We start from the raw sequence: 22877 nt of genomic DNA, 5'->3' as shown, positions 1-22877 counted from the left end.
ACGACCCACATCGAAATTCTCTTCCCCGGATTCCGCCTTTCGCGCCTCGAACGACCGTGAGATGACTCACCCGGGACCCGGAGACTGCGAACGGGACGCCCCCGTGAGGGACGTCCCGTTCGTAGCGCTGCGGCTCGGTGCCTACTGCTCGGCGATGGCCTTCTGGAGGTTGATGTCCAGCGCACCGAGGAACTCCTCGGTGGTCAGGTAGCCCTGGTCGCCGCCGACCAGCATCGCGAGGTCCTTCGTCATCTGACCACCCTCGACGGTCTTGATGACCACGTCTTCGAGCTTCTGGGCGAAGCCGATGACGTCGGGGGTGTTGTCGAGCTTGCCGCGATGCTCGAGTCCACGGGTCCACGCGAAGATCGACGCGATGGGGTTGGTGGACGTCGGCTTGCCCTGCTGGTGCTGACGGAAGTGACGCGTCACGGTGCCGTGCGCGGCCTCGGCCTCACACGTCTTTCCGTCCGGGGTCAGCAGCACGGAGGTCATGAGGCCGAGCGATCCGAAGCCCTGCGCGACGGTGTCGGACTGGACGTCGCCGTCGTAGTTCTTGCAGGCCCAGACGTAGCCGCCCTCCCACTTGAGCGCCGACGCGACCATGTCGTCGATGAGACGGTGCTCGTAGGTGAGTCCGGCCGCGTCGAACTCCGGCTTGAACTCGGTCTCGTAGACGTGCTGGAAGATGTCCTTGAATGCGCCGTCGTACGCCTTGAGGATGGTGTTCTTGGTCGACAGGTACACCGGGTAGTTCTGCTGCAGGCCGTAGTTGAGCGAGGCGCGCGCGAAGTCCTCGATGGACTTGGTGAAGTTGTACTGCCCCTGGACGACGCCGCCGCCCTCGGGGAAGTTCACCAGCTCGTGCTCGATCGGCTCGCTGCCGTCCTCGGGCGTGTAGGTGATCATCACCTTGCCGGGGCCGGGGACCTTGAAGTCGGTGGCGCGGTACTGGTCACCGAAGGCGTGACGGCCGATGATGATCGGCTTGGTCCAGCCCGGAACCAGTCGCGGAACGTTGGAGATGATGATCGGCGCGCGGAAGATCGTCCCACCGAGGATGTTGCGGATGGTGCCGTTGGGCGACCGCCACATCTTCTTGAGACCGAATTCCTCGACGCGTGCCTCGTCCGGGGTGATGGTCGCGCACTTGACGCCGACGCCGTGCTTCTTGATGGCGTTGGCCGCGTCGACGGTCACCTGGTCGTCGGTCTCGTCCCGGTACTCGATGCCGAGGTCGTAGTACTCGAGGTTCACATCCAGGTAAGGATGGATCAGTTTGTCTTTGATGAACTGCCAGATAATGCGTGTCATCTCGTCGCCGTCGAGTTCGACGACGGTGCCCTCAACCTTGATTTTGGACATGGGTGCTTCGCGTCCTCCTAGGAAGTTTCCCTGGTTACACGGTTGCGGGCGCACTTTGTGAGTGGGTCCGCGAACGGTTCGCTTATCAAACGTAGACGGTCACGGCGGCCCCTGGGGAGACCGCACCTAAACAAGACAAGCGTACTGCTATGCGAGCGGCTCGCAACAGTTGGGGCGCACAACCCACCCCTACTCGCGGGTAACTTTTCCCTGCTAGCGGCCCTGATCGGTGCCGTTTCCGGTCGTTCCACCTCAGCCGCTAAGATTCACTCCAGGTCATGAGTGCCAGCAACGAGCCCCGGCTAGCTGGCCGGCAACCCTCCACCGCGGTGGGGTGCCCCGGGTGATGACCTGGTTCCCTGATTCATACAACAGTCGGGTGACAAGCGCGGGTCCGACATCGGAGGTTCATGATGTGTTGTTGTTGTCGTAGATAGACCCCAGACAAGCCCTGCGCGCGAACGAACCAGCACTCCGTCCGCGCCTCGTCAGACCACTGGAGTAGACAGCACATGACCGAGAACTGGTCGTTCGAAACCAAGCAGATCCATGCCGGGCAGACGTCCGACGCGACCACCAAGGCGCGGGCGCTGCCGATCTACCAGACCACCTCGTACACGTTCGACAGCACCGATCACGCTGCCGCGCTGTTCGGTCTGGCAGAGCCGGGCAACATCTACACCCGCATCATGAACCCCACGCAGGACGCGGTCGAGCAGCGCATTGCCGCGCTCGAGGGCGGCGTCGCCGCCCTGCTGCTGTCCTCCGGACAGGCCGCGGAGACGATCGCGATCCTGAATCTCGCCGAGGCAGGTGACCACATCGTCTCCAGCCCGCGGCTGTACGGGGGCACCTACAACCTCTTCCACTACACGCTGCCCAAGCTCGGCATCGAAGTCTCGTTCGTCGAGGACCCCGACGACCTCGAGCAGTGGAAGGACGCGGTCCGGGACAACACGAAGGCGTTCTACGGCGAGACCATCTCCAATCCCCGCAACGACGTCCTCGACTTGCCCGGCATCTCCGGGATCGCGCATCAGCACGGACTCCCGCTGATCGTCGACAACACGGTGGCCACTCCCTACCTGATCCGCCCCCTCGAGCACGGCGCGGACATCGTGGTGCACTCGGCCACCAAGTACCTCGGCGGTCACGGCACGGCGATCGCCGGTGTCATCGTCGACGGCGGCACGTTCGACTGGACCCAGGGCCGCCACGGCAACTTCACCACGCCGGACCCGAGCTACCACGGCGTCGTCTACTCCGAGCTCGGACCGCCTGCGTTCGCCCTCAAGGCTCGCGTGCAGCTGCTTCGCGACCTCGGTTCGGCGATCTCCCCGTTCAATGCGTTCCTCATCGCGCAGGGCCTCGAGACTCTGAGCCTTCGCATGGAACGACACGTGTCCAACGCGACCGCCGTCGCGCAGTACCTGGAGGCCCGCCCGGAGGTCGTGTCCGTCGGATACGCCGGGCTCCCGTCGTCGCCCTGGCACGACCGGGCGAAACAGATCGCGCCGAGGGGTGCGGGTGCCATCGTGACGTTCGAACTCGCCGGCGGCATCGACGCGGGCAAGAAGTTCGTCAACGCGCTCACCCTGCACAGCCACGTCGCGAACATCGGCGACGTCCGCTCGCTGGTGATCCACCCGGCGTCCACCACACACTCCCAGCTGACCCCCGAGGAGCAGGCCGCCAGCGGCGTCACCCCCGGACTGGTCCGCCTGGCTGTCGGCATCGAAGGGATCGACGACATCATCGCCGATATCGAGACCGGACTTACGGCGGCGGCATCTTGACCGTGAGCGCTGTACAGAACCTGCCCGTGGCGGACGGACGGCTCGGCACCATCGACATCGGATCGCTCGAGCTCGAGAGCGGAACAGTGATCCCGTCGGTGTCCCTTGCCGTGCAGCGATGGGGTGAGCTGTCCCCCAACCGGGACAACGTCGTGCTCGTCGAGCACGCCCTCACCGGTGACTCCCACGTCACCGGACCCGTCACCGACGAGCACCCCTCCCCCGGATGGTGGACCGGAATGGTCGGTCCGGGTGCGCCGATCGACACCGACGAGTGGTGCGTCGTCGCGACCAACGTCCTCGGTGGCTGCCGCGGCACCACCGGTCCCGGTTCGATCGCCGAGGACGGGCGCCCGTGGGGCAGCCGCTTCCCGGAGATCTCCATCCGCGACCAGATCGCGGCCGAGAAGAAGTTCACCGACCTGCTGGGCATCGACAAGCTGGCGTCCGTCGTCGGTGGTTCGATGGGCGGGATGCGCGCGCTCGAGTGGGCCGTCACCTACCCGGACCAGGTGGCGTCGGCGCTCGTTCTCGCGGTCGGCGCCCGCGCGACCGCCGACCAGATCGGCACACAGACCACCCAGATCGCGGCCATCACCAGCGACCCCGACTGGCAGGGCGGCGACTATCACGGCACCGGCCGGATCCCCCTGGCGGGTCTGCGCATCGCCCGCCGGATCGCGCACCTGACGTACCGCACCGAGAGCGAACTCGACTCCCGGTTCGCGAACTCGCCGCAGGACGGCGAGGACCCGTGGCGCGGCGGACGGTACTCCGTCGAGAGCTACCTCCAGCACCAGGCCGACAAGCTGGTCGGCAGGTTCGACCCGAGCACGTATGTGCTGCTGTCCGAGGCCATGAACCGGCACGACGTGGGCCGCGGTCGCGGTGGCATCGCCGCGGCGCTGGGGACGATCACCGCCCCCGTCATCGTGGGCGGCGTCGACTCCGACCGCCTGTACCCGATCCGCCTGCAGGAGGATCTGGCCAACGACATCCCCACCTGCGACGGTCTGCGGGTGCTCAACTCGCGGGACGGCCACGACGGGTTCCTCACCGAGGCCGCCGCCGTCGCGAAACTGCTCTCCGAGACGATGCAACTGGCACGCGCCGGACGCTGACACCGGCGCCGGACGACGCCCGCTCGGACCGCTAGCCGGTTCCGAGCGGGTCGATCGACACGGCCAGCCACACGATCGCGCCCCCGACGGCCACGAGCGCGCCCACGTCGAAAGGCTTGCTGCGCACCGCGAGCAGTCCGACGCGCTCCGACGGCATCATCAACCGGAAGACCGCCGCGAGCAGCGTGGCGACACCGAACACGAACGCGCCTCGTCGCCACCGATCCGCGAGCACGAACACGACGGCCACGACGATGACGACGAGGACTGCGAGCATCGGCAGATTCTTCTTCGCGAACTGCCCCCAGTCGGCCATGTCAGCCGAGAGACGCTGCGACACGCTCGGCCCGCTCCACGACGTTGGTCAGCAGGAAGGCGCGGGTGAGCGGCCCGACGCCACCGGGGTTCGGGGACAGGAAGCCGGCGACCTCGGCAACGTCCGCCGCCACGTCGCCGCGCAGTCCGTCCTCGGTGCGGCTCACACCCACGTCGAGCACCGCGGCACCGGGCTTGACCATGTCGGCCGTGACCAGCCCGGGTACACCCGCCGCGGCGATGACTATGTCGGCGCGGCGGACCTCGGCGCCGAGGTCCCGCGTACGGGTGTGGCAGAGGGTGACGGTGGCGTTCTCGCTGCGCCGGGTGAACAGCAGACCGATCGGGCGACCCACGGTGACACCGCGACCGACGACGACGACGTGGGCACCCTCGATCGGCACCTCGTACCGGCGCAGCAGGTGCAGGATTCCGCGCGGCGTGCACGGCAGCGGCGCTTCCTTGCCCAGCACCAGCCGGCCCAGGTTGACCGGGTGCAGGCCGTCGGCGTCCTTGTCGGGGTCGATGCGCTCGAGGGCGGTGTTCTCGTCGAGCTGCTTCGGCAGCGGGAGCTGCACGATGTAGCCGGTGCAGTCCGGGTTGGCGTTGAGCTCGTCGATGGTGGCGTCGAGCTTCTCCTGCGTGATGTCGCCGGGCAGGTCGCGGCGGATCGAGGTGATCCCGACCTTCGCGCAGTCGTTGTGCTTCCCGCGCACGTAGGCGGCCGACCCCGGGTCGTCGCCCACCAGAACGGTGCCGAGACCGGGCGTGATGCCCTTGTCCTTCAGGGCGCTCACCCGCACCTTCAGGTCTTCGAAAATCTCGTCGCGGGTCGCCTTGCCATCGAGGATCGTTGCAGTCACGTGCCCCATTCTCTCAGGTTCGCCACACGCGCGTCAGGTCGGTTCCACCACGAGCCCGTTGGCCGTCGCGTACGCGATGGCCTGGGTGAGTTCGATCTGCGCCTTGTCCAGCGAGACCGTCGTCCACAGGTTCGCGTCGACGTGGGCGCCGCGCAGGTCCGCGCCGTCGAATTTCGCGCCGCCGGTGCGGGCGCCGAACAGGTCCGCCGAGCGGAGAACGGCGCGGCGGAGGTCCGTGCGGACGAGGTTGGCCTCCCGGAACCGGCAGTCCGTGAAATCGAGTCCGCGCAGGTCCGCGCCGCCCAGCGACGCGAGCGTGAAATCACATTCGTCGAAGACCATCGGGCGCAGTCGGCAGTTGTCGAATTCCGATCCGAGGAAGCTGCAGTTGCGGAACTCGCTGTGCCACAGCGTCGTTCTGGTGAACGAGCACGAGCGGAACGCCGTCCCCACATGACGCGACTCGGCGAGGTCGGCGCCCGTGAAATCGCAGTCGGTGAAGATCACCGACTCGGTGCGGAGTTCACTCAGGTCGGCGTCGCGGAAGTTGCATTTCGTGTAGTGCCGCCGCTGCCAGTTCTGCGCGGGGAGTCGTGCGTCGCCGTAGTCCTCACCCACCACCTCTTCTACCGGATCCATGCGTCCATCATGCCGCCTCGCGGTGTGCCCCTAAGCTGTGCGGGTGTTCCGAGTGATGTTCCACGAACCCCGAATCCCACCCAATACCGGCAACGCCATCCGCATGGTGGCGGGCACCGGCTGCGAACTGCACCTCGTGGGTCCACTCGGATTCGACCTGTCCGAGCCGAAACTCAAACGCGCCGGGCTCGACTACCACGACCTGGCGTCGGTGACCGTGCACGAGAACCTGGAGGCGGCCTGGGCCGCGGTGGAGCCTGCGCGGGTGTACGCCTTCACCGCGCACGCCACCGTGTCGTACGCCGACATCGCCTACCGGCCCGGCGACGTTCTGTTGTTCGGTCCCGAACCCACCGGACTGTCGGAGGAAGTGCTGGCGGATCCCCACGTGACGGAGCGACTCCGCATCCCCATGCTGCCCGGCCGGCGGTCGCTGAACCTGTCGAACGCCGCCGCCCTCGTCACGTACGAGGCGTGGCGGCAGCACGGATTCAAAGGGGCTGCGCTGTAGCTCCGACGGCTGCGGCCCCGATACCCGCGGCCGCGCCGGCACCGAGGGCGATGTCGAGGAAATCGCGCGCCGCACCCTGAACGCCGCGCACCGGGTCCCAGACGGCGGAGAGCCGCCGCGGAAGCGTCAACCCCTCCACCTGAACGGAGGCGAGGCGGCCGTCCGTCAGGTCGGCGGCCACCGCCAGCGACGACAGCACTGCCGGAGCGTTACCCGCCACGACGGCCGCCTTCACCGCCGTGCACGACGTCAACTCGAGCAACGGCGGGACGCACTGCGGCACCGCGTTCTCCAGAGTAGTGCGCGTCCCGGAACCGGACTCCCGCTGGATCATCGGCGTCGCGGCGAGTTCCGACACGGGAATCGGCGACCGTCGGACCCATTCGTGCTCCGGCGGCACCACGACCACCAGATGGTCGCGGCCGATCTCCCGCACCTGCAGTCCCGCCGGAATGTCCGGGCCCTCGACGAACCCGAGATCCGCCTCACCGGACAGCACCCGGGCGGTCACCTCGGACGAGTTGAGCAGCCGCACGTTGGTGACCACGTTCGGGTACTTGCGCCGCATCGCGACGGTCCACCCGGGGACCAGGTACTCGGCGATCGTCATGCTGGCCGCCACCGTCAGCCCGGCCTGCCGCTCGCCGCGCAGCGCCGCGACTCCCGACGCCAGTTCCTCGGCCGTGGCGAGGATGTGACTCGCCCATTCGAGGATGAGCGCACCCTCCGATGTGGGGCGTACCCCGCTGGCGCCGCGGCTGAACACCTTGATACCGAACTGCCGCTCGGCCGAACGCACCCGGGCGCTGACGGCCTGCTGACTGAGCCCGTGCTCGCGCCCCGCCGCGCCCATGCTTCCGAGCCGCTCGACGGACAGCAGGACGTCGAGGGCACTGAGTTCGGGTACTCGGGGGGACAGCGGCACAACCCTAGGCTAGTCCCACAAACGCGATTTGTGGGTATTCAACCACAAGCCTTCTACCGGCCACGACGATGCGTCGGCAAGCTCTAGGTATGACCCCGAATTGGTTCGCAGCAGTGATGGGCACCGGCATCCTCGCAGTCGTCGCCGCGGCATTTCCGGCGGGCCTTCCGGTTGCCCGGACGGCCGCCGAGATCTTCTGGCTGATCGCCGTGACGCTGCTCGTCGTGCTGACGACCGCACTGGTGCGGCACTGGATCCGTCGCCGCGACGACGCACTCGCGGACGCGCGCAGCCACACGATGTTCCCGTTCTACGGTGCCGTGTCGATGGCGGTGCTGACGGTCGGCGCCGGCACCGGATCCGCCGGTCGCGAACTTCTCGGCGGTGTCGCCGTCCCCGCGTCGGCCGCCCTGTGGACGGTCGGGACCGTCATCGGACTCGTCACCTACGTCGTGATGGCGCGCCGGCTGACCCGGCCCCACCAGGTGACCCCGGTGCCGTCCTGGCTCATGCCCGTCGTGCCGCCCATGGTGTCGGCCGCCACCGGTGCCGCACTGGTCACGCACCTCCCGGACGGCGCGCCGCAGATCGCGATGCTGGCGGTCTGCTACACCCTGTTCGCGCTGGCGCTGGGCGCCGCGCTGACCGTCGCCGTCGTCGTCGGACGCCATCTGCTGAGCAACGGGCTCCCCGACACCCCGCTCGTGCCCACGCTCTGGATTCCGCTCGGCGTGATCGGACAGTCGGTGGCGGCGATCAATCTGCTCGGCGGGGCATCCGGCCACACCTGGCTCCACTCGGTGGGCGTGGTCTACGGGACCACGGTCGGCGCACTCGGCATCCTCGCCCTCGTGACCCTGGTCACGGTGACCGCCAGGGCCTTTCGCCGCGGGTTGACGTTCACGCCCAGCTGGTGGAGTTTCACGTTCCCCGTCGGCACCTGCGCGCTGGGCGCGAACTCGCTGGGCGTCGCGCTGGACTCGGTCGTGATCGTCGGCGCAGGCGTGACCCTGTGGTGCGCTCTTGTCCTGATCTGGAGCACCGTCGCGGTCCGCACACTGCGGCACGCCGCCGGGCAACGGGGTGGGCGCGTGGTCCGCGACGACCCCGCGGCCCACGCCCTCAGCGCGGTCTGCTGACCGCGAACCGGCGCTTCGGGTGTCAGGCGCCCGAATCGACGGGACGTCCGGACTGCATCCACGCGGACGTGCCGCCCGCGACCGACACGGCGTTGATCCCCCGCGCGTTCAGGTACTCCGCCGCCTGCAGGCTCCGGCCGCCCACCCCGCAGATCACGTAGACGACCTCGGCTTCCGGGATCTCGTCCACGCGCGCGACGAACTCACTGAGCGGAATCAGCGTCACACCCGGCACCCGCGCCTGGGCGTACTCGTCGGCCTCGCGCACATCGATGACGGGTGCGCCCGACGCCAATGCGCCGTCCAGGGCATTCAGGTCGACTTCGATCATTGCGTCTTCGCCTCTTCTCGATCCGGCGCCGGGCCCGACGGTGGGCCGGGCGGCCTGTTGTACATCCGGCGCAGACGGTACGCGCCGTACACGACCAGTGCGATGACGGCCACGAATCCGAACCAGGGAATCAGCGCCCCCACGACCACGGCGCCGCCCTTGATCGCCGACAGCAGGGCGTGCCAGCCCGCGACGAGCCCTTCCCAGAAGTTGTCCGGACCGGGACTGGGCTGCTCGGCATCCGTGGAGGTGACGTCGATCATGAGCGTGGCCAGTGCCACCTGGTCGCTCAGCGACCGCTTCTGGGCGGTGAGGCTGTCCAGTTCGCCCTGACGCTCCGACAGCGCCCTCTCGGCTTCGATCAGATCCGCGGTGTTCGCCGCCGACGTGATGAGCCCCTGCAGCCGGGTGACGGATGCCGTCAACGCGCCGATCCGGGCGTCGAGATCCTGCGACTGCATCGTCACGTCGCTCTTCGTGACGCTGACGCTGGTGACCGTGCCCAGTTCCCGCAGATCGTCCAACGTCCGGGTGAGCGAATCGGCGGGCACCCGGATGGTCAGGGAACTGCTCGCGTCCTGATCATCGGAGCCCGGCTGTTCGGTGAGCTGGTCGACGCGTCCGCCCAGATCGTCGACCTTGTCCACGATCTGCCTGCCGACGGCCACCGGGTCGTCCGCCGTGAGCGCGACCTGACCGGTGATGATCTCCTGGCGGTCGGTGGGCGCCTGGTCCTTCGCGGGTTGCTGTACTGCGCCACCGATTTCCATCTGGCTCGAGTCCCCCGGTGTCGGGGCGGGCGACGGTTGGGAGGAATCACTGCCGGGACCACCACACCCCGCGAGCGCCAGCGAAGCCACGACGATCGCCGACAAGACGTATCTCCTCATGTCCGAATGCTAGCGGTGCGGGCTCACCTGAAGTCCCTGGATTTGGCGGACACCCGCAAATCCATCAGCTGCAGCCGATCCGCCACCACCGTCACCGCCCCCTCCGCGTTCTGCACCTTGCCGCGGACCAGCAGTGCGGGCGCCGTGTTGGCGAGCTTGCGGTATTTCGCCCACAACCCCACCGAACACACCACGTTGACCATCCCGGTCTCGTCCTCGAGGTTGATGAACGTGACCCCCGCGGCCGTCGCCGGGCGCTGCCGGTGGGTCACCGCCCCACCCACCAGAACCCGGTCGCCGTCGGGGACATCGAGCAGGTGCGCCGCCGGGACCACCCCGAGCGCGTCGAGTTGCGGGCGCAGGAACTGGGTGGGGTACGTGTCCGGGGACACCCCGGTGGCCCACACGTCCGCCGCGGCCAGTTCGAGATCGCTCATCCCCGGCAGGGTCGGCGCGCGGGTGGACGCCCCGATCCCCGGCAGCCGGTCGCGGCGCTCCCCCGCCGCGGCGCCCGCCGCCCACAACGCCTCCCGGCGGGACAACCCGAAACTGTCGAGAGCACCTGCGGTTGCCAGCGATTCGGCTTGCGCCGTGCTCAGTTCCACCCGGCCGGTGAGGTCGAGGAACGACGTGTACGGCCCTCCGTCGCCGCGGGATTCGACGATTCGCTCGGCCAGCGCGGTCCCGATGTGCCGCACCTCCCCGAGCCCGAGACGCACCTCCGTCCCGCCCGCCTCGACGGTGGCGTGGGCGAGACTCGCATTGATGTCTGCGCCGTGCACCTGCACCCCGTGCCTGCGGGCGTCGGCCACCAGCGACTGCGGCGAGTAGAACCCCATCGGCTGCGCCCGCAGCAGACCGGCGCAAAACGCCGCCGGGTGATGCAACTTGAACCACGACGAATAGAACACCAGGGCGGCGAAACTCTGCGAATGACTTTCGGGGAAACCGAAATTCGCGAAAGCGTACAGCTTCTCGTAGATCCGGTCGGCCACATCGTCGCCGATCCCGTGCATCTCCCGCATGCCCCGGTAGAGCCGCCCCCTCAGCCGTTCCATCTTCTCGGGCGACCGTTTGGAACCCATGGCCCGGCGGAGCTGGTCGGCCTCGGCCGGGCTGAAACCCGCCACGTCGACCGCCATCTGCATCAACTGCTCCTGGAACAGCGGCACACCCAGCGTCCGCTTCAGCGCCTTCTCCAGGGACGGGTGGTCGTAGGTCACCGGTTCGAGCTTGTTGCGGCGGCGGATGTACGGGTGCACCGATCCGCCCTGGATCGGACCGGGGCGGATGAGCGCCACCTCCACCACCAGGTCGTAGAAGTTCCGCGGTTTCAGCCTCGGCAGGGTGGCCATCTGGGCCCGCGACTCCACCTGGAACACCCCCACCGAGTCCGCCCGCTGCAGCATCTCGTAGACGGCCTCCTCGGAGAGGTCCAGCTGCGCCAGATCCACCTCGATGCCCTTGTGCTCGGCCACGAGGTCGATCATGTAGTGCAGCGCGGACAGCATGCCGAGGCCCAGCATGTCGAACTTCACCAGACCCACCGCCGCGCAATCGTCCTTGTCCCACTGCAGAACACTGCGGTTCTCCATGCGCGCCCACTCCACCGGGCACACGTCGGCGATCGGCCGGTCACAGATCACCATGCCGCCCGAGTGGATGCCGAGGTGCCGCGGAAACCCCTCGATCTGAGCGGCCAGTTCGAGGACGGCGGGCGGAATGTCGGTGCCGACCTCCTTCCCGATGCCACCCCAGCGGCTGACCTGTTTGCTCCACGCGTCCTGCTGCCCCTGCGAGAATCCCAGCGCCCGGGCCATGTCCCGCACCGAGGACTTTCCGCGGTACGTGATGACGTTCGCCACCTGCGCCGCGTACTGGCGTCCGTACTTGGCGTAGACGTGCTGGATGGCCTCCTCCCGCCGATCGGATTCGATGTCGACGTCGATGTCCGGGGGGCCGTCGCGTTCGGGTGAGAGGAACCGTTCGAACAGCAGTTTGTTGCGGACGGGATCCACGTTGGTGATGCCGATGGCGTAGCAGACGGCGGAGTTGGCCGCCGAACCCCTTCCCTGGCAGAGGATGTCGTTGTTCTTGCAGAACGACACGATGTCGTGGACCACCAGGAAGTAACCCGGGAAGTTCAGCGCGGTGATGATGTCCAGTTCGTGCTCGATCTGCCGGTAGGCCTCCGGCCGGTCCACCGGCGCACCGTACCGGCGGCGCGCCCCGTCCATCGTGAGTTGCCGCAGCCAGCTCGCCTCGGTGTGCCCGTCGGGCACGTCGAACGGTGGCAGTTGCGGCGCGATGAGCCGCAGGTCGAACGCACACTCCAGCCCGAGGTCCGCCGCACCGCGCACAGCTTCCGGGTACGCGGCGAAGAGGTGCGCCATCTCCTCACCGGACCGCAGGTGCGCTCCCCCGGCGGGCGCCAGGTGCCCGGCCGCGTCGTCGAGGCTCTGCCGCGCCCGGACGGCGGCCATCGCCATGGCCAGCCTCCGGCGCGGCGGTCCCGCGAAGTGCGCCGCCGTGGACGCGATCACCCGAAGTCCGTGCTGCTGTGCGAGTTCGGCGAGGTCGGCGTTGCGCTCACCGTCCTCCGCGATGCCGTGATGGGTGAGTTCCACCGTGACCCGGTCGGCCCCGAACCGGTCGATCAGCTCCCGCAGCCGGGCGGCCGCGGCGTCCGGGCCACCGTCGGCCAGGGCCTGACGCACATGCCCCTTCCGGCACCCGGTCAGGATCTGCCAGTGCCCCCCGGCCGCGTCGGTGAGACGGTCGAGGTCGTAGCGCAGCTTGCCCTTCTCCCCGCCCGCGAGATGCGCCGCCGCGATTTCCCGGGAGAGCCGCCGGTACCCCTCCTGACCTCGCGCCAGTACCAGCAGATGGGCGTCGTCCAATGTCAGTTCTGATCCGAACACGGTGCGCATGTTCAGTTCCTTCGCCGCCTCCGCGAACCGGACCACACCGTAGAACCCGTCGTGGTCGGTGAGTGCGATGGCCTCGAGACCGAGCCGGACGGCCTCCTCCACCAACTCTTCCGGCGGGGAGGCGCCGTCGAGGAAACTGAACGCCGAATGCGCGTGGAGTTCGGCGTACGGAACGGTGGAGCCGGTGCGCTCCTGACGGCCCGCCCGGTACTCCCCCCGCTTGCGGGACCACGCGGGACTGTCGCCGCCGTCGCCTGGATACAGCGACTCCGGGCTGACCCGCCCCGGCCTGCCCGACAGGACGCGCTCCATCTCGGACCACGTCGGCGGACCGTTTCCCCAACCCATCGGGCACACCTCTTCATGTCACGCACGTGCCGTGCCGAAACCATGGAAGATGCCGCTGGGGAAGACGCATCATTCGAACGGGAGTTCGAATGCCTTCAGTGTGCCATCACACGCGCGGACCGGTCAACGCGGGCCACCCGGATTCACGTCACGAGCGCGGCCAGGCCCCTCAGACGGTCCTCGGCCGGCCTCCTCGGGCAGCTCACACACTTGCCCGACCCGGGGGTCTCGTAGATCAGGCAGCACGACGCCCGCTGTGTGAACCGGCGCGACGATGCCCCGGCCCGGACGTCGACGAACCGCGGGTCCGGCATCACCACACCGACGCGGCGGAGTGCGTCCACCAGCCCCCGCGCGAAGATGCTGCCGCGTGCGCGATCGCCGCACGCCGTTCCCGCGTCGAGCGCCCGGTTGGCGATCGAATCCGTCGTGATCGCCCACATCGCGGCCTGCCGCACCCCGGACGCCGCGGCGAGAGCGTCGATGATCGGCGTCAGCGCGGCGGCCATGTCGGACGCCAGCTCGGACAGCCCCTCGGTGACCGGCAGTGCCGACGACGCGGTCAGGCCGCCGAGGTACCCGTCGTCACGCAGGAATGCCACGGCGTCGCCGAGCCGCGGCCGGGCGGCGACACCCGTGACGAGCGCGGTCGCGATCGGAATCCCGGTCAGCGTCGAGCTGGCCGAGTACCACCACAGGGTGCCGTTGACCCGGGGGTCGTCGCTGCCCCACCGCCTCGCCGTGTCCGCGACCCGGTCCGCGAGCCAGCCCGGATCGGTCAGGCACACGGCCGGGAACGAGAAGGCGCCGGAGTACTCGATCTGGTCGGCGATCATCGGGACGCGGCGGGCGGTCAGCTCGTACACACGCCGCAGTTGCTCATCCATCGGCCAACCCCAGGATCTCCATCGACAACCGCGGCGTCGACCGCATGATCGCGCGGATGCCGAACACCCCGCCGAGGACGGCGTCGTCCAGCACGTCGGCGGGCGGACCGGTGCTGATCACCCGTCCATCGTGCATCACGGCCAGCGTGTCGCAGTACTCGACGGCCAGCCGGAGGTCGTGCATGGTCACGACGATCGCCAGACCGTCGCACGCGAGGTCACGCAGCAGGTTCATCACCGTCAGCTGATGCCGCAGGTCTAGGTGGTTGGTGGGTTCGTCGAGCAGCAGCACCCTCGGCTGCTGCGCGAGAGCCCGGGCGATCGACACCCGCTGACGCTCCCCGCCCGACAGTGCCTGGACGTCGCGACCGGCGAGTTCGGCCAGCCCCACCTGACGGACGCACGTCTCGACGATCTCGCCGTCGGCGCCGTTCGCCCGTTCGAACCAGCCCCGGTGCGGGACGCGTCCGAGCGAAACGGATTCGCGCACAGTCAGTCCCGCGGACACCCGCGGTTCCTGGGTGCTCGCCCCGATGGTGCGGGCCAGTGCCCGCCGGCCCAGATCGGCTGTGTCCGCTCCGTCGACGACGACGGCGCCCCCGGTCGGGGTGAGCGCGCGGTAGCAGCAGCGCAGCGCGGTGGTCTTCCCGGAACCGTTGGGCCCGACCAACGCCAGCACCTCACCGGGACGCACGGAGAAGTCGACGCCGTGCAGCACTTCCCGCGGCCCGAGTTCGGCGCGGACCCGTTGCAGACTCAGCGCGGTCACTGTTCGGCCCTCCGGTACTGCCGGTAGAGCATCCAGACGAAGATCGGCGCTCCCACCAACGCGGTGACGACGCCGACCGGGATCTCGATGCTCCGTGCGACCGTCCGCGCGGCCGTGTCCGCAGCGACCATCGCGATCGCGCCGAGGAATGCGGCGACGGGCAGCAGCCTCACCGCCCGTGCACCGACGACGTACCCGGCCAGGTGCGGCACCAGCAGACCGATGAAGCCGATGCCGCCCGCGACGGACACGGCGGCCCCGGCCAGCATCGACACACCGAGCAACTGCACCACGCGGAAGCGCCGCACGTTCATGCCGAGGGCGGCGGCGCCGTCGTCTCCCGCCTGCAGCAGGTCGATACGGCTCGCGCTCAGCATCATCGCGGCCCCCACCGTCGCGAGTGCCACGGCCGGGAAGATCGCCGTCGACCAGCGGGAGTCGCCGAACCCGCCAGCCAGCCAGTGCATCACCGAACTCAGTTGATGCTCGTCTGCGACGACCAGGATCGAGAACGTGATGAGCGCCGAGAACACCTGCGCCGACGCGACACCCACGAGGATGACGGCCGTCGGCTGCGGATACCGTCCGCCGATCGCCAGCGACAGGAACAGCGGCACCATCGCGCCCAGGAACGCCGCGACGGGAACGGTGAACGCGCCGAGTGCTCCCACCCCGAGCCCGAGCACCGTCACCACCACCACGCCGAACCCCGCCCCCGAGGACACGCCGAGCAGATAGGGATCGGCCAATGGATTGCGGGTCACCGCCTGCGCCACGGCGCCTGCCAGGGCCAGCGCCGCACCGACTGCCGCCGCGGTCAGCGCCCGCGGCAGCCGGGAGTCGAGGACGATCGACTCCCGCGCCTGCGACCACCAGGACTCGAATGCGCCGGGGGCCACCCGGTGCGCGACGATCGCCCAGACGTCGCCGACCGGGATGCGCACCGAACCGAACGACACCGCGAGGCCGACGACGAACAGGGTCGTCAGTGCGAGCAGCACCATCAGGCCCACGAAGCCGAGGCGTGCACGGGCCGGGTGCGGCGCCTGCGCCGGTGGTGCCGCACGTTCGACGGTGACGGTCATCGCGCGCCGACGGCGTCCGGATGCAGTGCCCGCGCGATCGTCTCCACCGACCGCACCAGGCGCGGGCTCTCGAAGAAGTCGTCGAGTGGCACCACGACGAACCGGCCGGCCTTCACGGCGGGTGTCGTCGACATGATCGGGTGCGATTTCAGGAAGTCGATCTTCGCCTGCGCACTCGTCGTACCGTAGTCGAGGACGACGATCGCCTCCGGGGCGCGTTCACCGATGATCTCCCAGGTGGACTTCGAATACGGCTTCTCCCCCTCGGCGAAGAGGTTGGCCGCACCCGCGTGGTCCGCGATGAGCTGGCCGACTCCCACACCGCCGATCGTCAGCGGGACGTCCTCGCCGGAATCGTAGAAGAACGTCGGAACCGGTGCGGTGCCTGCGATCTCGTCACGCACTGCCTGCAATCCGGACGTCACCCGGTCGGTGATCGCCCGCGCCCGGTCCGGGACTCCGAGGATCTCGCCGAGCTGCGTGTAGTCGCTGCGCAGCAGACCGATGTCGGGGAAACCCTGCCCGCAGTACTCGGAGAACAGGAAGGTGGGAATGCCCTGGTCGCCGAGGGATTCGCGCGACCGCCCCTCCTTCTCGTCGAACGCGCTCCGCATTCCACCGACCACCAGGTCGGGGTCGAGGTCGAGGATCTGCTCCCGGGTCGGGTATTCCTTCGCGAGTTTCGGGATCGTCGCGAAGGCGTCCGCGAACTCCGGCAGCGGGGTCGCGTCGCCGTACCCCGTGCCGACGATGCGGTCGCCGGCCCCCATCTCGATCAGCACCTCGGTGACATGATCGTTCATGCTGACGATGCGCTGGGGCGGGGCGTCGAACGTCTCCGTTCGATCGCAGTTCGTGACGGACACCGGCTCGGCGAAGGATTCGGCGGAAGCGGTCTGCCCCACGGACTCCCCGCGCGAACACCCGGCGACCACCAGCGCGGCCACAGCGAGCGTGACCAGACCGGTACTTCTGAACAACTGACCGTGCATGTAAACCTCATTGCGGCTCAGAGCCACGAATGAGAAGTCAGCAGACGCCCTGTGCGGCGCCTGCAGGACTCCGCTTCGTAGACCACGACGAAAAGGATGTCACACACCCCACGCCGGGTAATCGGGCTCGCCACCGAAATGATCTGGTGGCCTACCGTTGCGGGTCAGCGCCGGATTCGGACCGGCTTCCCCCGTGCGTGTGGCTGCAAGTGCGATGCCGAGTATGCACGATTTGCCGGGAGCCGCATCACACCCCCGTCGGTGACACCCCGATCCGCACTACAGTCGGCAGTCGCAGCTGCCCGCCCCAGACAAGCCGGAGATGACGCATGACACGTTGGGCCTCGACCGTTGTTTCACGCAAATGGTGGGTCCTGAGCCTCGCCGTCGTCGCCGTTCTGGTGAGCGGCGCGTGGGGCACCGGTGTCTTCGCGAAACTCAGCTCGGGCGGGTTCACCGATCCCGGTAGCGAATCCGCCGAAGTGGCCCGGATCGTCCAGGACAACCTGGGTCCGCAGACGCCGGACATCATCGCTATCTACACGGCACCCGACGGGAAGACCCTGGACGACATCGGCCCCGAGGTCACCGCGAGTCTCGACCGGTTCGCCGCCGAGGTGCCGACGTACTCGGTGACGTCGTACTGGACCGCGGACGCGGCGAGGAAGCAGCTGATGGTGTCGGAGGACGGCACCAAGGCGTCGGCCGCGATCACCGTCGACCCCGACGCCGGGATCACCGCCGCCACGTTCGACGACCTGCTGCCGAAGCTCGAGGTGGAGGGCATCGACACCGAGTTCGCGGGAAATTCGGTGGTGGGTGTGGCGTTCAACAACCGGCTGCAACAGGACCTGGTGCTGGCGGAGGCGATCGCGCTCCCGATCACTCTCGTGTTGCTGGTCTTCATCTTCGGCGGACTGGTGGCCGCGGCCGTTCCGGTGTTCGTCGGGTTGCTCTCGATCTTCAGCGCCCTGGCCACCCTGCGCCTGCTGACCCTCTTCACCGACGTCAGTTCGTTCGCAATCAACGTGGCGTCCCTGCTCGGACTGGGGCTCGCGATCGACTACGGCCTGTTCATCGTCGGACGTTTCCGCGAGGAACTGGAGTCCGGTGCCGACGTCGCGGAGGCGACCCGGCGCACCGTCCTGACCGCGGGCCGCACCGTGCTGTTCTCCGGTCTGCTTCTCGTGTGCGCGTTCTCGGGCATGCTCGTGTTTCCGCAGGACGTGATCAAGTCGCTCGGGTTCGGTGCGATGGCCGCGGTCGCGAGCGCGGCGCTGCTGTCACTCACCGCGGTCCCGGCGCTGCTCGCGATCCTGGGTCATCGTATCAACGCACTGACCTGGCGCAAGGATGCGGCGCAGCGTGGGGAGGTTCGCGCCCGCACGTTCTGGGGCTCCGTCGTCACGTGGGTGATGCGGCGGCCGGTCGCCATCGCGGTCGGCATCGTCGCGGGGTTGATGGTCCTCGCCTCGCCCCTGCTCAGCGCGTCACTCGGCGAGGTCACGTACACGGCGCTGCCGGAGAACGACCCCGCCCGCATCGCCACCGACACTCTCACCACCGAATTTCCCACCACCGGAAACGGCGCCACCCTCATCCTCCGGGGCACCGACGGCACGGCCCCGACCGCCGCCGACGGCGCCGCGGTCGCCCAGGCCGCCGGCCGGGTGGAGGGCATCGGGGCGGCCACCGTCGTCGCGTCCGGCAACGAGCTGGTCGCGGTCCAGGCCGTCTACTCCGAAGGCGTCACCACCGACGACCAGAGCGCCGCAGTGGACGGACTCCGTGCCATCACGCCGCCGGAGGGAACCGAACTCCTCGTCGGCGGCGGTCAGGCGACCGTCGACGACGGGAACGCGGCGATCGTGCACTGGATGCCGGTGATGATCGCGATCATGGTGGGTTCGACGCTCGTGCTGTTGTTCCTGGCGTTCGGCTCGGTGGTGCTGCCGATCAAGGCGGTCGCGATGGCGGGGCTGAGCCTCGCCGCCACGTTCGGTGTACTCACCTGGATCTTCGAGCTGGGCCACGGCGCGAGTCTGCTCGGGGTCAGTCCGGCACCGCTCGAGGCGACGTTCGTGGTCCTCATCCTCGCCGTGGTCTTCGGCCTGTCGACCGACTACGAGGTGTTCCTGATGTCACGCATGGTCGAGGCGCACGAGGCCGGCGCGACCACGGAGGAGGCGGTGCGCTTCGGCACCGAGCGCACGGGCCGCATCGTGACGGCCGCGGCGCTGCTGCTCGTGGTGGTGACCGGAGCGTTCACCATCTCCGGTCTGTCGATCATGCGGTTCCTCGGTGTGGGCATGATCGTCGCACTCGTCGTCGACGCGACGGTGGTCCGCATGCTCCTCGTTCCGTCCCTCGTGAAGCTGATGGGCGAGGCCAACTGGTGGGCCCCGGCCTGGATGAAGAAGGTGCACGCCAAGGTGGGTCTGGGCCACTAGTGCATTATCTTACTTTGGAGTAAGTTCGGGTCATGGCCACCTACCTCGTCACCGGCGGAACCGGATTTTTGGGTCGGCACGTGCTGCCCCTCATCCTCGACCGCGATGCATCAGCCGAGATCCACGTCCTCGTCCGGCGCGCGTCCGTCGCGCGCTGGGAGGCGCTCGTCGACGGCATGCCGGGCGGCGAACGAGTGCATCCGCTGATCGGCGACCTGACCGAGCCCGGCCTCGGACTCGCCGCGGCGCCGGCAGCCGATCACATCCTGCACCTCGGCGCGATCTACGACCTCACGGCGGGCGACGAACAGGCAACCACGAACGTCGACGGCACCCGCTCGGTGATCGCGCTGGCCCGGGAACTGGATGCGACTCTGCATCACGTCTCGTCCATCGCCGTCGCGGGGGATCACGAAGGTCCGTTCAGGGAAACGGATTTCGATCTCGGGCAGGGATTCCCCACCCCGTATCACCGCACCAAGTTCGAGGCGGAGAAGCTGGTGCGGGAAGCCGAGGGCCTGCGATGGCGCATCTACCGGCCCTCCGCGGTGGTCGGCAGTTCGGTCACCGGCGAGATGGACAAGATCGACGGCCCGTACTACCTCTTCCCCGCCATCGCGGCGCTCGCAAAACTCCCCGCGGCCCTCCCCGTGGCCGTCCCCCGGATCGGATCGACCAACGTCGTACCCGTCGACTACGTGGCCACGGCCATCGTGGAGTTGATGTCCGCACCCGGAAGGGACGGCCAGACGTTCCATCTCGTCAATCCACGTCCGCAGCCGGTCCGCGAGATCTACGCAGCGCTCGCCAAGGCTGCCGGGGCGCCGCATCCCGCGGCCGGACTGCCCGGCGGACTCGTCCGCCCCTTCCTCAATCCCACCCCCGACTCGGCCCTCGACACGGGCCGCAAGGCGGTGCTCGGCGCGCTCGGCATCCCTCCGGTACTCGTCGAGAACATGACGCTGCCCACAGTGTTCGTGAACGACGACACCCGGGAGGCGCTGCGCGGCACAGGCATCGACGTCCCGCGGTTCGCGTCGTACGCCGACCGGCTGTGGTCGTACTGGCGCGAGAACCTCGATCCCGATCGGGCGCGCCGGCCCCATCCGGCCGGACCGCTCGTGGGCAGACACGTGGTGATCACCGGGGCGTCGTCCGGGATCGGCCGGAGTTCCGCGATCGCGACGGCCCGCAAGGGCGCGAAGGTCATTCTCCTCGCCCGGCGCACCGAGGAACTCGACGCCGTGGTGGCCGAGATCCGCGCGACGGGCGGCGACGCCTACGGCTACCCCTGCGACATCACCGACGACGAGTCGGTCGAGCACACCGTCAAAGCCGTTCTCGCCGAGCACGATCACGTCGACATGCTCGTCAACAACGCCGGCCGGTCGATCCGTCGGGGCCTCTACCACTCCACGGACCGGCTCCACGATTTCGAGCGGACCATGGCCGTCAACTACTTCGGCGCGGTCCGGCTCGTCCTCGCCTTCCTCCCGCAGATGCGCGAGCGGCGGTTCGGGCACATCGTCAACATCAGCAGCGCCGGGGTCCAGGGCGCGACGCCGCGGTTCGCCGCCTATGTCGCCAGCAAATCGGCCCTCGACGGCTTCACCGACGTCGCGGCGTCCGAAACCCTTTCGGACGGAATCACGTTCACCACCATCCACATGCCACTGGTCGAGACGCCGATGATCGCGCCCACCGGCCGGTACAACGTCGGACCGATCACCTCTCCGGAGAAGGCGGCCGCGATGGTCGTCCGGGCGCTGATCGAACGCCCCAAGCGCATCGACGTCCCGACCGGCACGCTCGGGGAACTCGGCCACGTCTTCGCACCCGCCGTCAAGGATCGCGTGATGCACCAGATGTATCGCATGTTCCCCGATTCCCCGGCGGCGAAGGGGCAGAGCACGGACGACGCGGGGCCGGCCCCTCAGCACACGCCGGAACCCCGGCACCACACGTCGTCGGTGCTCGGCCGCGCCGCCCGGAAGGTCGGAAGGCTGGTGCCCGGCACCCACTGGTGACCGCCTCAGGGGGCGAAAGGGCGGACTCCGGTGGCGACGACGGGTCGCACCGGCTTCGGCGCCGCCCCGCAACTCGCCGGCCGGGGCGGCAGTTCCCGCTCCTCCAGGTCGACGACCCAGCAGCGCCCGTCACGATGCGCGACAACCGAATTCGCGTCCACCGTGAGCTCGTCCGCGGCCGCGTCCACGAGATCGCGGACGGCGAGTTCCGCCACCTGCCCCGGCGCGTCCCAGCAACTGCGGCCGCGCAGCCCGGTCGGGTACACCTCGCCCCGAGCGGCGGCGCGGACCGCGTCGACACTCCCCTGCGTCGACAGCCGGCCGTACGTGTAACCCGTCGGCAGCAGGATCAGCGAGGGCGCGAACCGATGCCCACCCGTGTGCGAGCACTCCCACACCGCGTCGCCGAACTCCGCGGCCAGACCCGCCGCGACCGGCCGTCCGAGGACGGCGCAGCACTGGTCCCTCTTCCCGTGCGCGCACACCAGGACGACCGGATCCGTCACCGGGGTGCCCAGCCCGGGTGCGTTTCCCGCGATCAGCCCGAGGTCCAGGTCGAGCAGGTCTTCTGGGAAGGCGATCTCGAGCCGCTCGCACCACGACCGCGCGGGATGCGACTGCGCCAGCAGCACCGTCCGCCGATCCGGGGCCGCGGTGCTGCGGCCCGGCCGGCGGATGAACATGACCCGCACCCCGGCGGCGTCGGCGCGGGCGTCCAGCTCACGGGCCAGGTCCGGTCCGAGCGCGGTGCCGTCGAGTACGTCCCGGCCCCACGCGCCGGGGAACTCGAGGCACACCCAGCCCGTGACGTGCGCAGCGGTGCCTGCGAGGGGTTCGTCGGTCGCGGACAGGGCGGAGCAGGTGGCGGTGATCGTGTCAGGCACGGTGCCATTGTGTCAGTCGCGACAATCGGTCAGTCATGGAACTTCCTGCGCTCCGACAACTGCTGGACGAACTTCTCGATACGGCGGGCACGCGTCTCCGGGCGGGTGGCGTCCTGCAGGCGGTAGTAGACGGCGTACCGGTTGTGGCTGTCGAGTGTCGCGTAGAAGGCCTCGGCCTCGGGGTTCTGCGCGAGGGCGTCCAGGAAGTCCTGCGGTATCTCCGCCGCCTTCTGTCCCGCGTACGCGCGGTCCCAGCGGCCGTCGGCCCTGGCCCGCTCCACCTCCGCCGCGCCCGCAGGCTCGAGGAGACCGGCGTCGGCGAGTTTCTCTGCGAACTCCCGGTTCCGCTTCGACCACGGACTTCGTGACGAGCGCGGGGTGAACCGCTGCACGAAGAAGTCGTCGTCGACGCGGCGGACCTGGCTGTCGATCCAGCCGTAGCACAGCGCGACCTCGAGAGCCTGGTCGTAGTTGATCGACGTATACGCCGACCCCTTCTTGGCCATTTTGAGCCAGATGCCGGGTGAGGAGTCGTGATGAGCGCCGAGCCATTCCCGGAACTCGGCGTGTCCGGAGAAGTACTCGACGCTGAGCTCGGCGGCACACATGT

At 68.9% G+C, this 22877-nt stretch carries 20 protein-coding genes and 2 riboswitches; of the genes, 6 read left to right on the top strand and 14 right to left on the bottom strand.

All coding sequences use genetic code 11. The features are described 5' to 3' along the window. Positions 1–141: 141 nt before the first annotated feature. On the bottom strand, positions 142–1365 hold the full coding sequence (locus tag G9373_RS06345) for an NADP-dependent isocitrate dehydrogenase (RefSeq protein WP_005560536.1): 1224 nt from the start codon (positions 1363–1365) through the stop codon (positions 142–144). 274 nt (positions 1366–1639) lie between these two features. Then, positions 1640–1760: riboswitch (SAM riboswitch) on the top strand. A 117-nt stretch (positions 1761–1877) separates the two neighbouring features. On the opposite strand from G9373_RS06345, the gene G9373_RS06340 reads away from it, so the two are divergent. Then, positions 1878–3161: a bifunctional o-acetylhomoserine/o-acetylserine sulfhydrylase gene (locus G9373_RS06340; protein ID WP_005257028.1), complete on the top strand. Its 1284-nt coding sequence runs from the start codon at positions 1878–1880 to the stop codon at positions 3159–3161. Next, positions 3158–4282, top strand: coding sequence for a homoserine O-acetyltransferase (locus G9373_RS06335; RefSeq protein ID WP_005560178.1), 1125 nt, complete (start codon positions 3158–3160; stop codon positions 4280–4282). Before G9373_RS06340 ends, G9373_RS06335 begins: the two co-directional genes overlap by 4 nt. Before the next feature lie 31 nt (positions 4283–4313). On the opposite strand, the gene G9373_RS06330 is transcribed toward G9373_RS06335, so the two are convergent. From G9373_RS06330 to G9373_RS06320, 3 genes are read right to left on the bottom strand one after another with little or no spacing between them, the layout of a single operon-like run. Further along, positions 4314–4598, bottom strand: coding sequence for a DUF3017 domain-containing protein (locus G9373_RS06330; RefSeq protein WP_005560179.1), 285 nt, complete (start codon positions 4596–4598; stop codon positions 4314–4316). A 1-nt stretch (position 4599) separates the two neighbouring features. Continuing rightward, positions 4600–5460, bottom strand: coding sequence for a bifunctional methylenetetrahydrofolate dehydrogenase/methenyltetrahydrofolate cyclohydrolase (locus G9373_RS06325; RefSeq protein ID WP_005257035.1), 861 nt, complete (start codon positions 5458–5460; stop codon positions 4600–4602). A 33-nt stretch (positions 5461–5493) separates the two neighbouring features. Beyond that, the gene (locus G9373_RS06320; protein ID WP_054247555.1) at positions 5494–6099 is read right to left on the bottom strand and encodes a pentapeptide repeat-containing protein; all 606 of its coding nucleotides are present in this window, start codon (positions 6097–6099) and stop codon (positions 5494–5496) included. A gap of 43 nt (positions 6100–6142) precedes the next feature. Between G9373_RS06320 and G9373_RS06315 the strand changes: the two genes are divergently transcribed. Further along, entirely contained in the window at positions 6143–6610 is a 468-nt protein-coding gene (locus tag G9373_RS06315) for a tRNA (cytidine(34)-2'-O)-methyltransferase (protein ID WP_005560181.1), read from the top strand. Here the strand turns inward: G9373_RS06315 and G9373_RS06310 are convergent. Then, entirely contained in the window at positions 6591–7535 is a 945-nt protein-coding gene (locus tag G9373_RS06310) for a LysR family transcriptional regulator (protein ID WP_005560184.1), read from the bottom strand. The genes G9373_RS06315 and G9373_RS06310 overlap by 20 nt on opposite strands. Positions 7536–7624: 89 nt before the next feature. On the opposite strand from G9373_RS06310, the gene G9373_RS06305 reads away from it, so the two are divergent. Next, positions 7625–8674: a TDT family transporter gene (locus G9373_RS06305; protein WP_167114447.1), complete on the top strand. Its 1050-nt coding sequence runs from the start codon at positions 7625–7627 to the stop codon at positions 8672–8674. 22 nt (positions 8675–8696) lie between these two features. On the opposite strand, the gene G9373_RS06300 is transcribed toward G9373_RS06305, so the two are convergent. The 7 genes from G9373_RS06300 to G9373_RS06270 all read right to left on the bottom strand — a co-directional run bounded on the left by G9373_RS06300 (position 8697) and on the right by G9373_RS06270 (position 16906). After that, positions 8697–9005 (bottom strand): rhodanese-like domain-containing protein, encoded by a 309-nt coding sequence (locus G9373_RS06300; RefSeq protein WP_005560188.1) that lies wholly within the window; start codon positions 9003–9005, stop codon positions 8697–8699. After that, on the bottom strand, positions 9002–9895 hold the full coding sequence (locus G9373_RS06295; protein WP_167114444.1) for a DUF4349 domain-containing protein: 894 nt from the start codon (positions 9893–9895) through the stop codon (positions 9002–9004). The genes G9373_RS06300 and G9373_RS06295 overlap by 4 nt, the downstream gene beginning before the upstream one ends. A gap of 23 nt (positions 9896–9918) precedes the next feature. Next, the gene (locus G9373_RS06290) at positions 9919–13173 is read right to left on the bottom strand and encodes an error-prone DNA polymerase (protein ID WP_167114441.1); all 3255 of its coding nucleotides are present in this window, start codon (positions 13171–13173) and stop codon (positions 9919–9921) included. A 143-nt stretch (positions 13174–13316) separates the two neighbouring features. Beyond that, positions 13317–14060 carry a (2Fe-2S)-binding protein gene (locus G9373_RS06285; RefSeq protein WP_167114437.1) on the bottom strand — a complete coding sequence of 248 codons (744 nt, stop codon included), beginning with the start codon at positions 14058–14060 and terminating at the stop codon, positions 13317–13319. Continuing rightward, positions 14053–14829, bottom strand: a complete 777-nt coding sequence (locus G9373_RS06280; RefSeq protein ID WP_005561689.1) for an ABC transporter ATP-binding protein — start codon at positions 14827–14829, stop codon at positions 14053–14055. The genes G9373_RS06285 and G9373_RS06280 overlap by 8 nt, the downstream gene beginning before the upstream one ends. Further along, on the bottom strand, positions 14826–15914 hold the full coding sequence (locus G9373_RS06275; RefSeq protein ID WP_167114434.1) for an iron ABC transporter permease: 1089 nt from the start codon (positions 15912–15914) through the stop codon (positions 14826–14828). Before G9373_RS06275 ends, G9373_RS06280 begins: the two co-directional genes overlap by 4 nt. Continuing rightward, positions 15911–16906, bottom strand: a complete 996-nt coding sequence (locus tag G9373_RS06270) for an ABC transporter substrate-binding protein (protein ID WP_167114431.1) — start codon at positions 16904–16906, stop codon at positions 15911–15913. Before G9373_RS06270 ends, G9373_RS06275 begins: the two co-directional genes overlap by 4 nt. Before the next feature lie 94 nt (positions 16907–17000). Further along, positions 17001–17135, bottom strand: a riboswitch (cobalamin riboswitch). A 100-nt stretch (positions 17136–17235) separates the two neighbouring features. On the opposite strand from G9373_RS06270, the gene G9373_RS06265 reads away from it, so the two are divergent. Together G9373_RS06265 and G9373_RS06260 are read left to right on the top strand one after the other, a co-directional pair. After that, positions 17236–19356 (top strand): MMPL family transporter, encoded by a 2121-nt coding sequence (locus tag G9373_RS06265; protein WP_005561683.1) that lies wholly within the window; start codon positions 17236–17238, stop codon positions 19354–19356. Between the two features lie 32 nt (positions 19357–19388). Beyond that, the gene (locus G9373_RS06260) at positions 19389–21383 is read left to right on the top strand and encodes an SDR family oxidoreductase (protein WP_054248809.1); all 1995 of its coding nucleotides are present in this window, start codon (positions 19389–19391) and stop codon (positions 21381–21383) included. Positions 21384–21388: 5 nt separating this feature from the next. Here the strand turns inward: G9373_RS06260 and G9373_RS06255 are convergent, their stop codons facing one another. Further along, positions 21389–22267, bottom strand: coding sequence for a sucrase ferredoxin (locus G9373_RS06255; RefSeq protein WP_054248810.1), 879 nt, complete (start codon positions 22265–22267; stop codon positions 21389–21391). 29 nt (positions 22268–22296) lie between these two features. Then, entirely contained in the window at positions 22297–22875 is a 579-nt protein-coding gene (locus tag G9373_RS06250; protein ID WP_005572777.1) for a YdeI/OmpD-associated family protein, read from the bottom strand. Positions 22876–22877 lie beyond the last annotated feature (2 nt).

Source organism: Rhodococcus sp. A14 (genome assembly GCF_011603105.1).
GTDB lineage: Bacteria > Actinomycetota > Actinomycetes > Mycobacteriales > Mycobacteriaceae > Rhodococcus_F > Rhodococcus_F opacus.
Note: the sequence above shows the minus strand (reverse complement) of the source record. Positions and strands in the feature narration are given on the sequence as shown.

Excerpts from the sequence above, each read along its gene's own strand:
- G9373_RS06345 (WP_005560536.1), bottom strand. The coding sequence starts at position 1,365 with ATGTCCAAAATCAAGGTTGAGGGCACCGTCGTCGAACTCGACGGCGAC.
- G9373_RS06340 (WP_005257028.1), top strand. The coding sequence starts at position 1,878 with ATGACCGAGAACTGGTCGTTCGAAACCAAGCAGATCCATGCCGGGCAG.
- G9373_RS06330 (WP_005560179.1), bottom strand. The coding sequence starts at position 4,598 with ATGGCCGACTGGGGGCAGTTCGCGAAGAAGAATCTGCCGATGCTCGCA.
- G9373_RS06320 (WP_054247555.1), bottom strand. The coding sequence starts at position 6,099 with ATGGATCCGGTAGAAGAGGTGGTGGGTGAGGACTACGGCGACGCACGA.
- G9373_RS06305 (WP_167114447.1), top strand. The coding sequence starts at position 7,625 with ATGACCCCGAATTGGTTCGCAGCAGTGATGGGCACCGGCATCCTCGCA.
- G9373_RS06300 (WP_005560188.1), bottom strand. The coding sequence starts at position 9,005 with ATGATCGAAGTCGACCTGAATGCCCTGGACGGCGCATTGGCGTCGGGC.
- G9373_RS06295 (WP_167114444.1), bottom strand. The coding sequence starts at position 9,895 with ATGAGGAGATACGTCTTGTCGGCGATCGTCGTGGCTTCGCTGGCGCTC.
- G9373_RS06290 (WP_167114441.1), bottom strand. The coding sequence starts at position 13,173 with ATGGGTTGGGGAAACGGTCCGCCGACGTGGTCCGAGATGGAGCGCGTC.
- G9373_RS06285 (WP_167114437.1), bottom strand. The coding sequence starts at position 14,060 with ATGGATGAGCAACTGCGGCGTGTGTACGAGCTGACCGCCCGCCGCGTC.
- G9373_RS06275 (WP_167114434.1), bottom strand. The coding sequence starts at position 15,914 with ATGACCGTCACCGTCGAACGTGCGGCACCACCGGCGCAGGCGCCGCAC.
- G9373_RS06270 (WP_167114431.1), bottom strand. The coding sequence starts at position 16,906 with ATGCACGGTCAGTTGTTCAGAAGTACCGGTCTGGTCACGCTCGCTGTG.
- G9373_RS06265 (WP_005561683.1), top strand. The coding sequence starts at position 17,236 with ATGACACGTTGGGCCTCGACCGTTGTTTCACGCAAATGGTGGGTCCTG.
- G9373_RS06260 (WP_054248809.1), top strand. The coding sequence starts at position 19,389 with ATGGCCACCTACCTCGTCACCGGCGGAACCGGATTTTTGGGTCGGCAC.
- G9373_RS06250 (WP_005572777.1), bottom strand. The coding sequence starts at position 22,875 with ATGTGTGCCGCCGAGCTCAGCGTCGAGTACTTCTCCGGACACGCCGAG.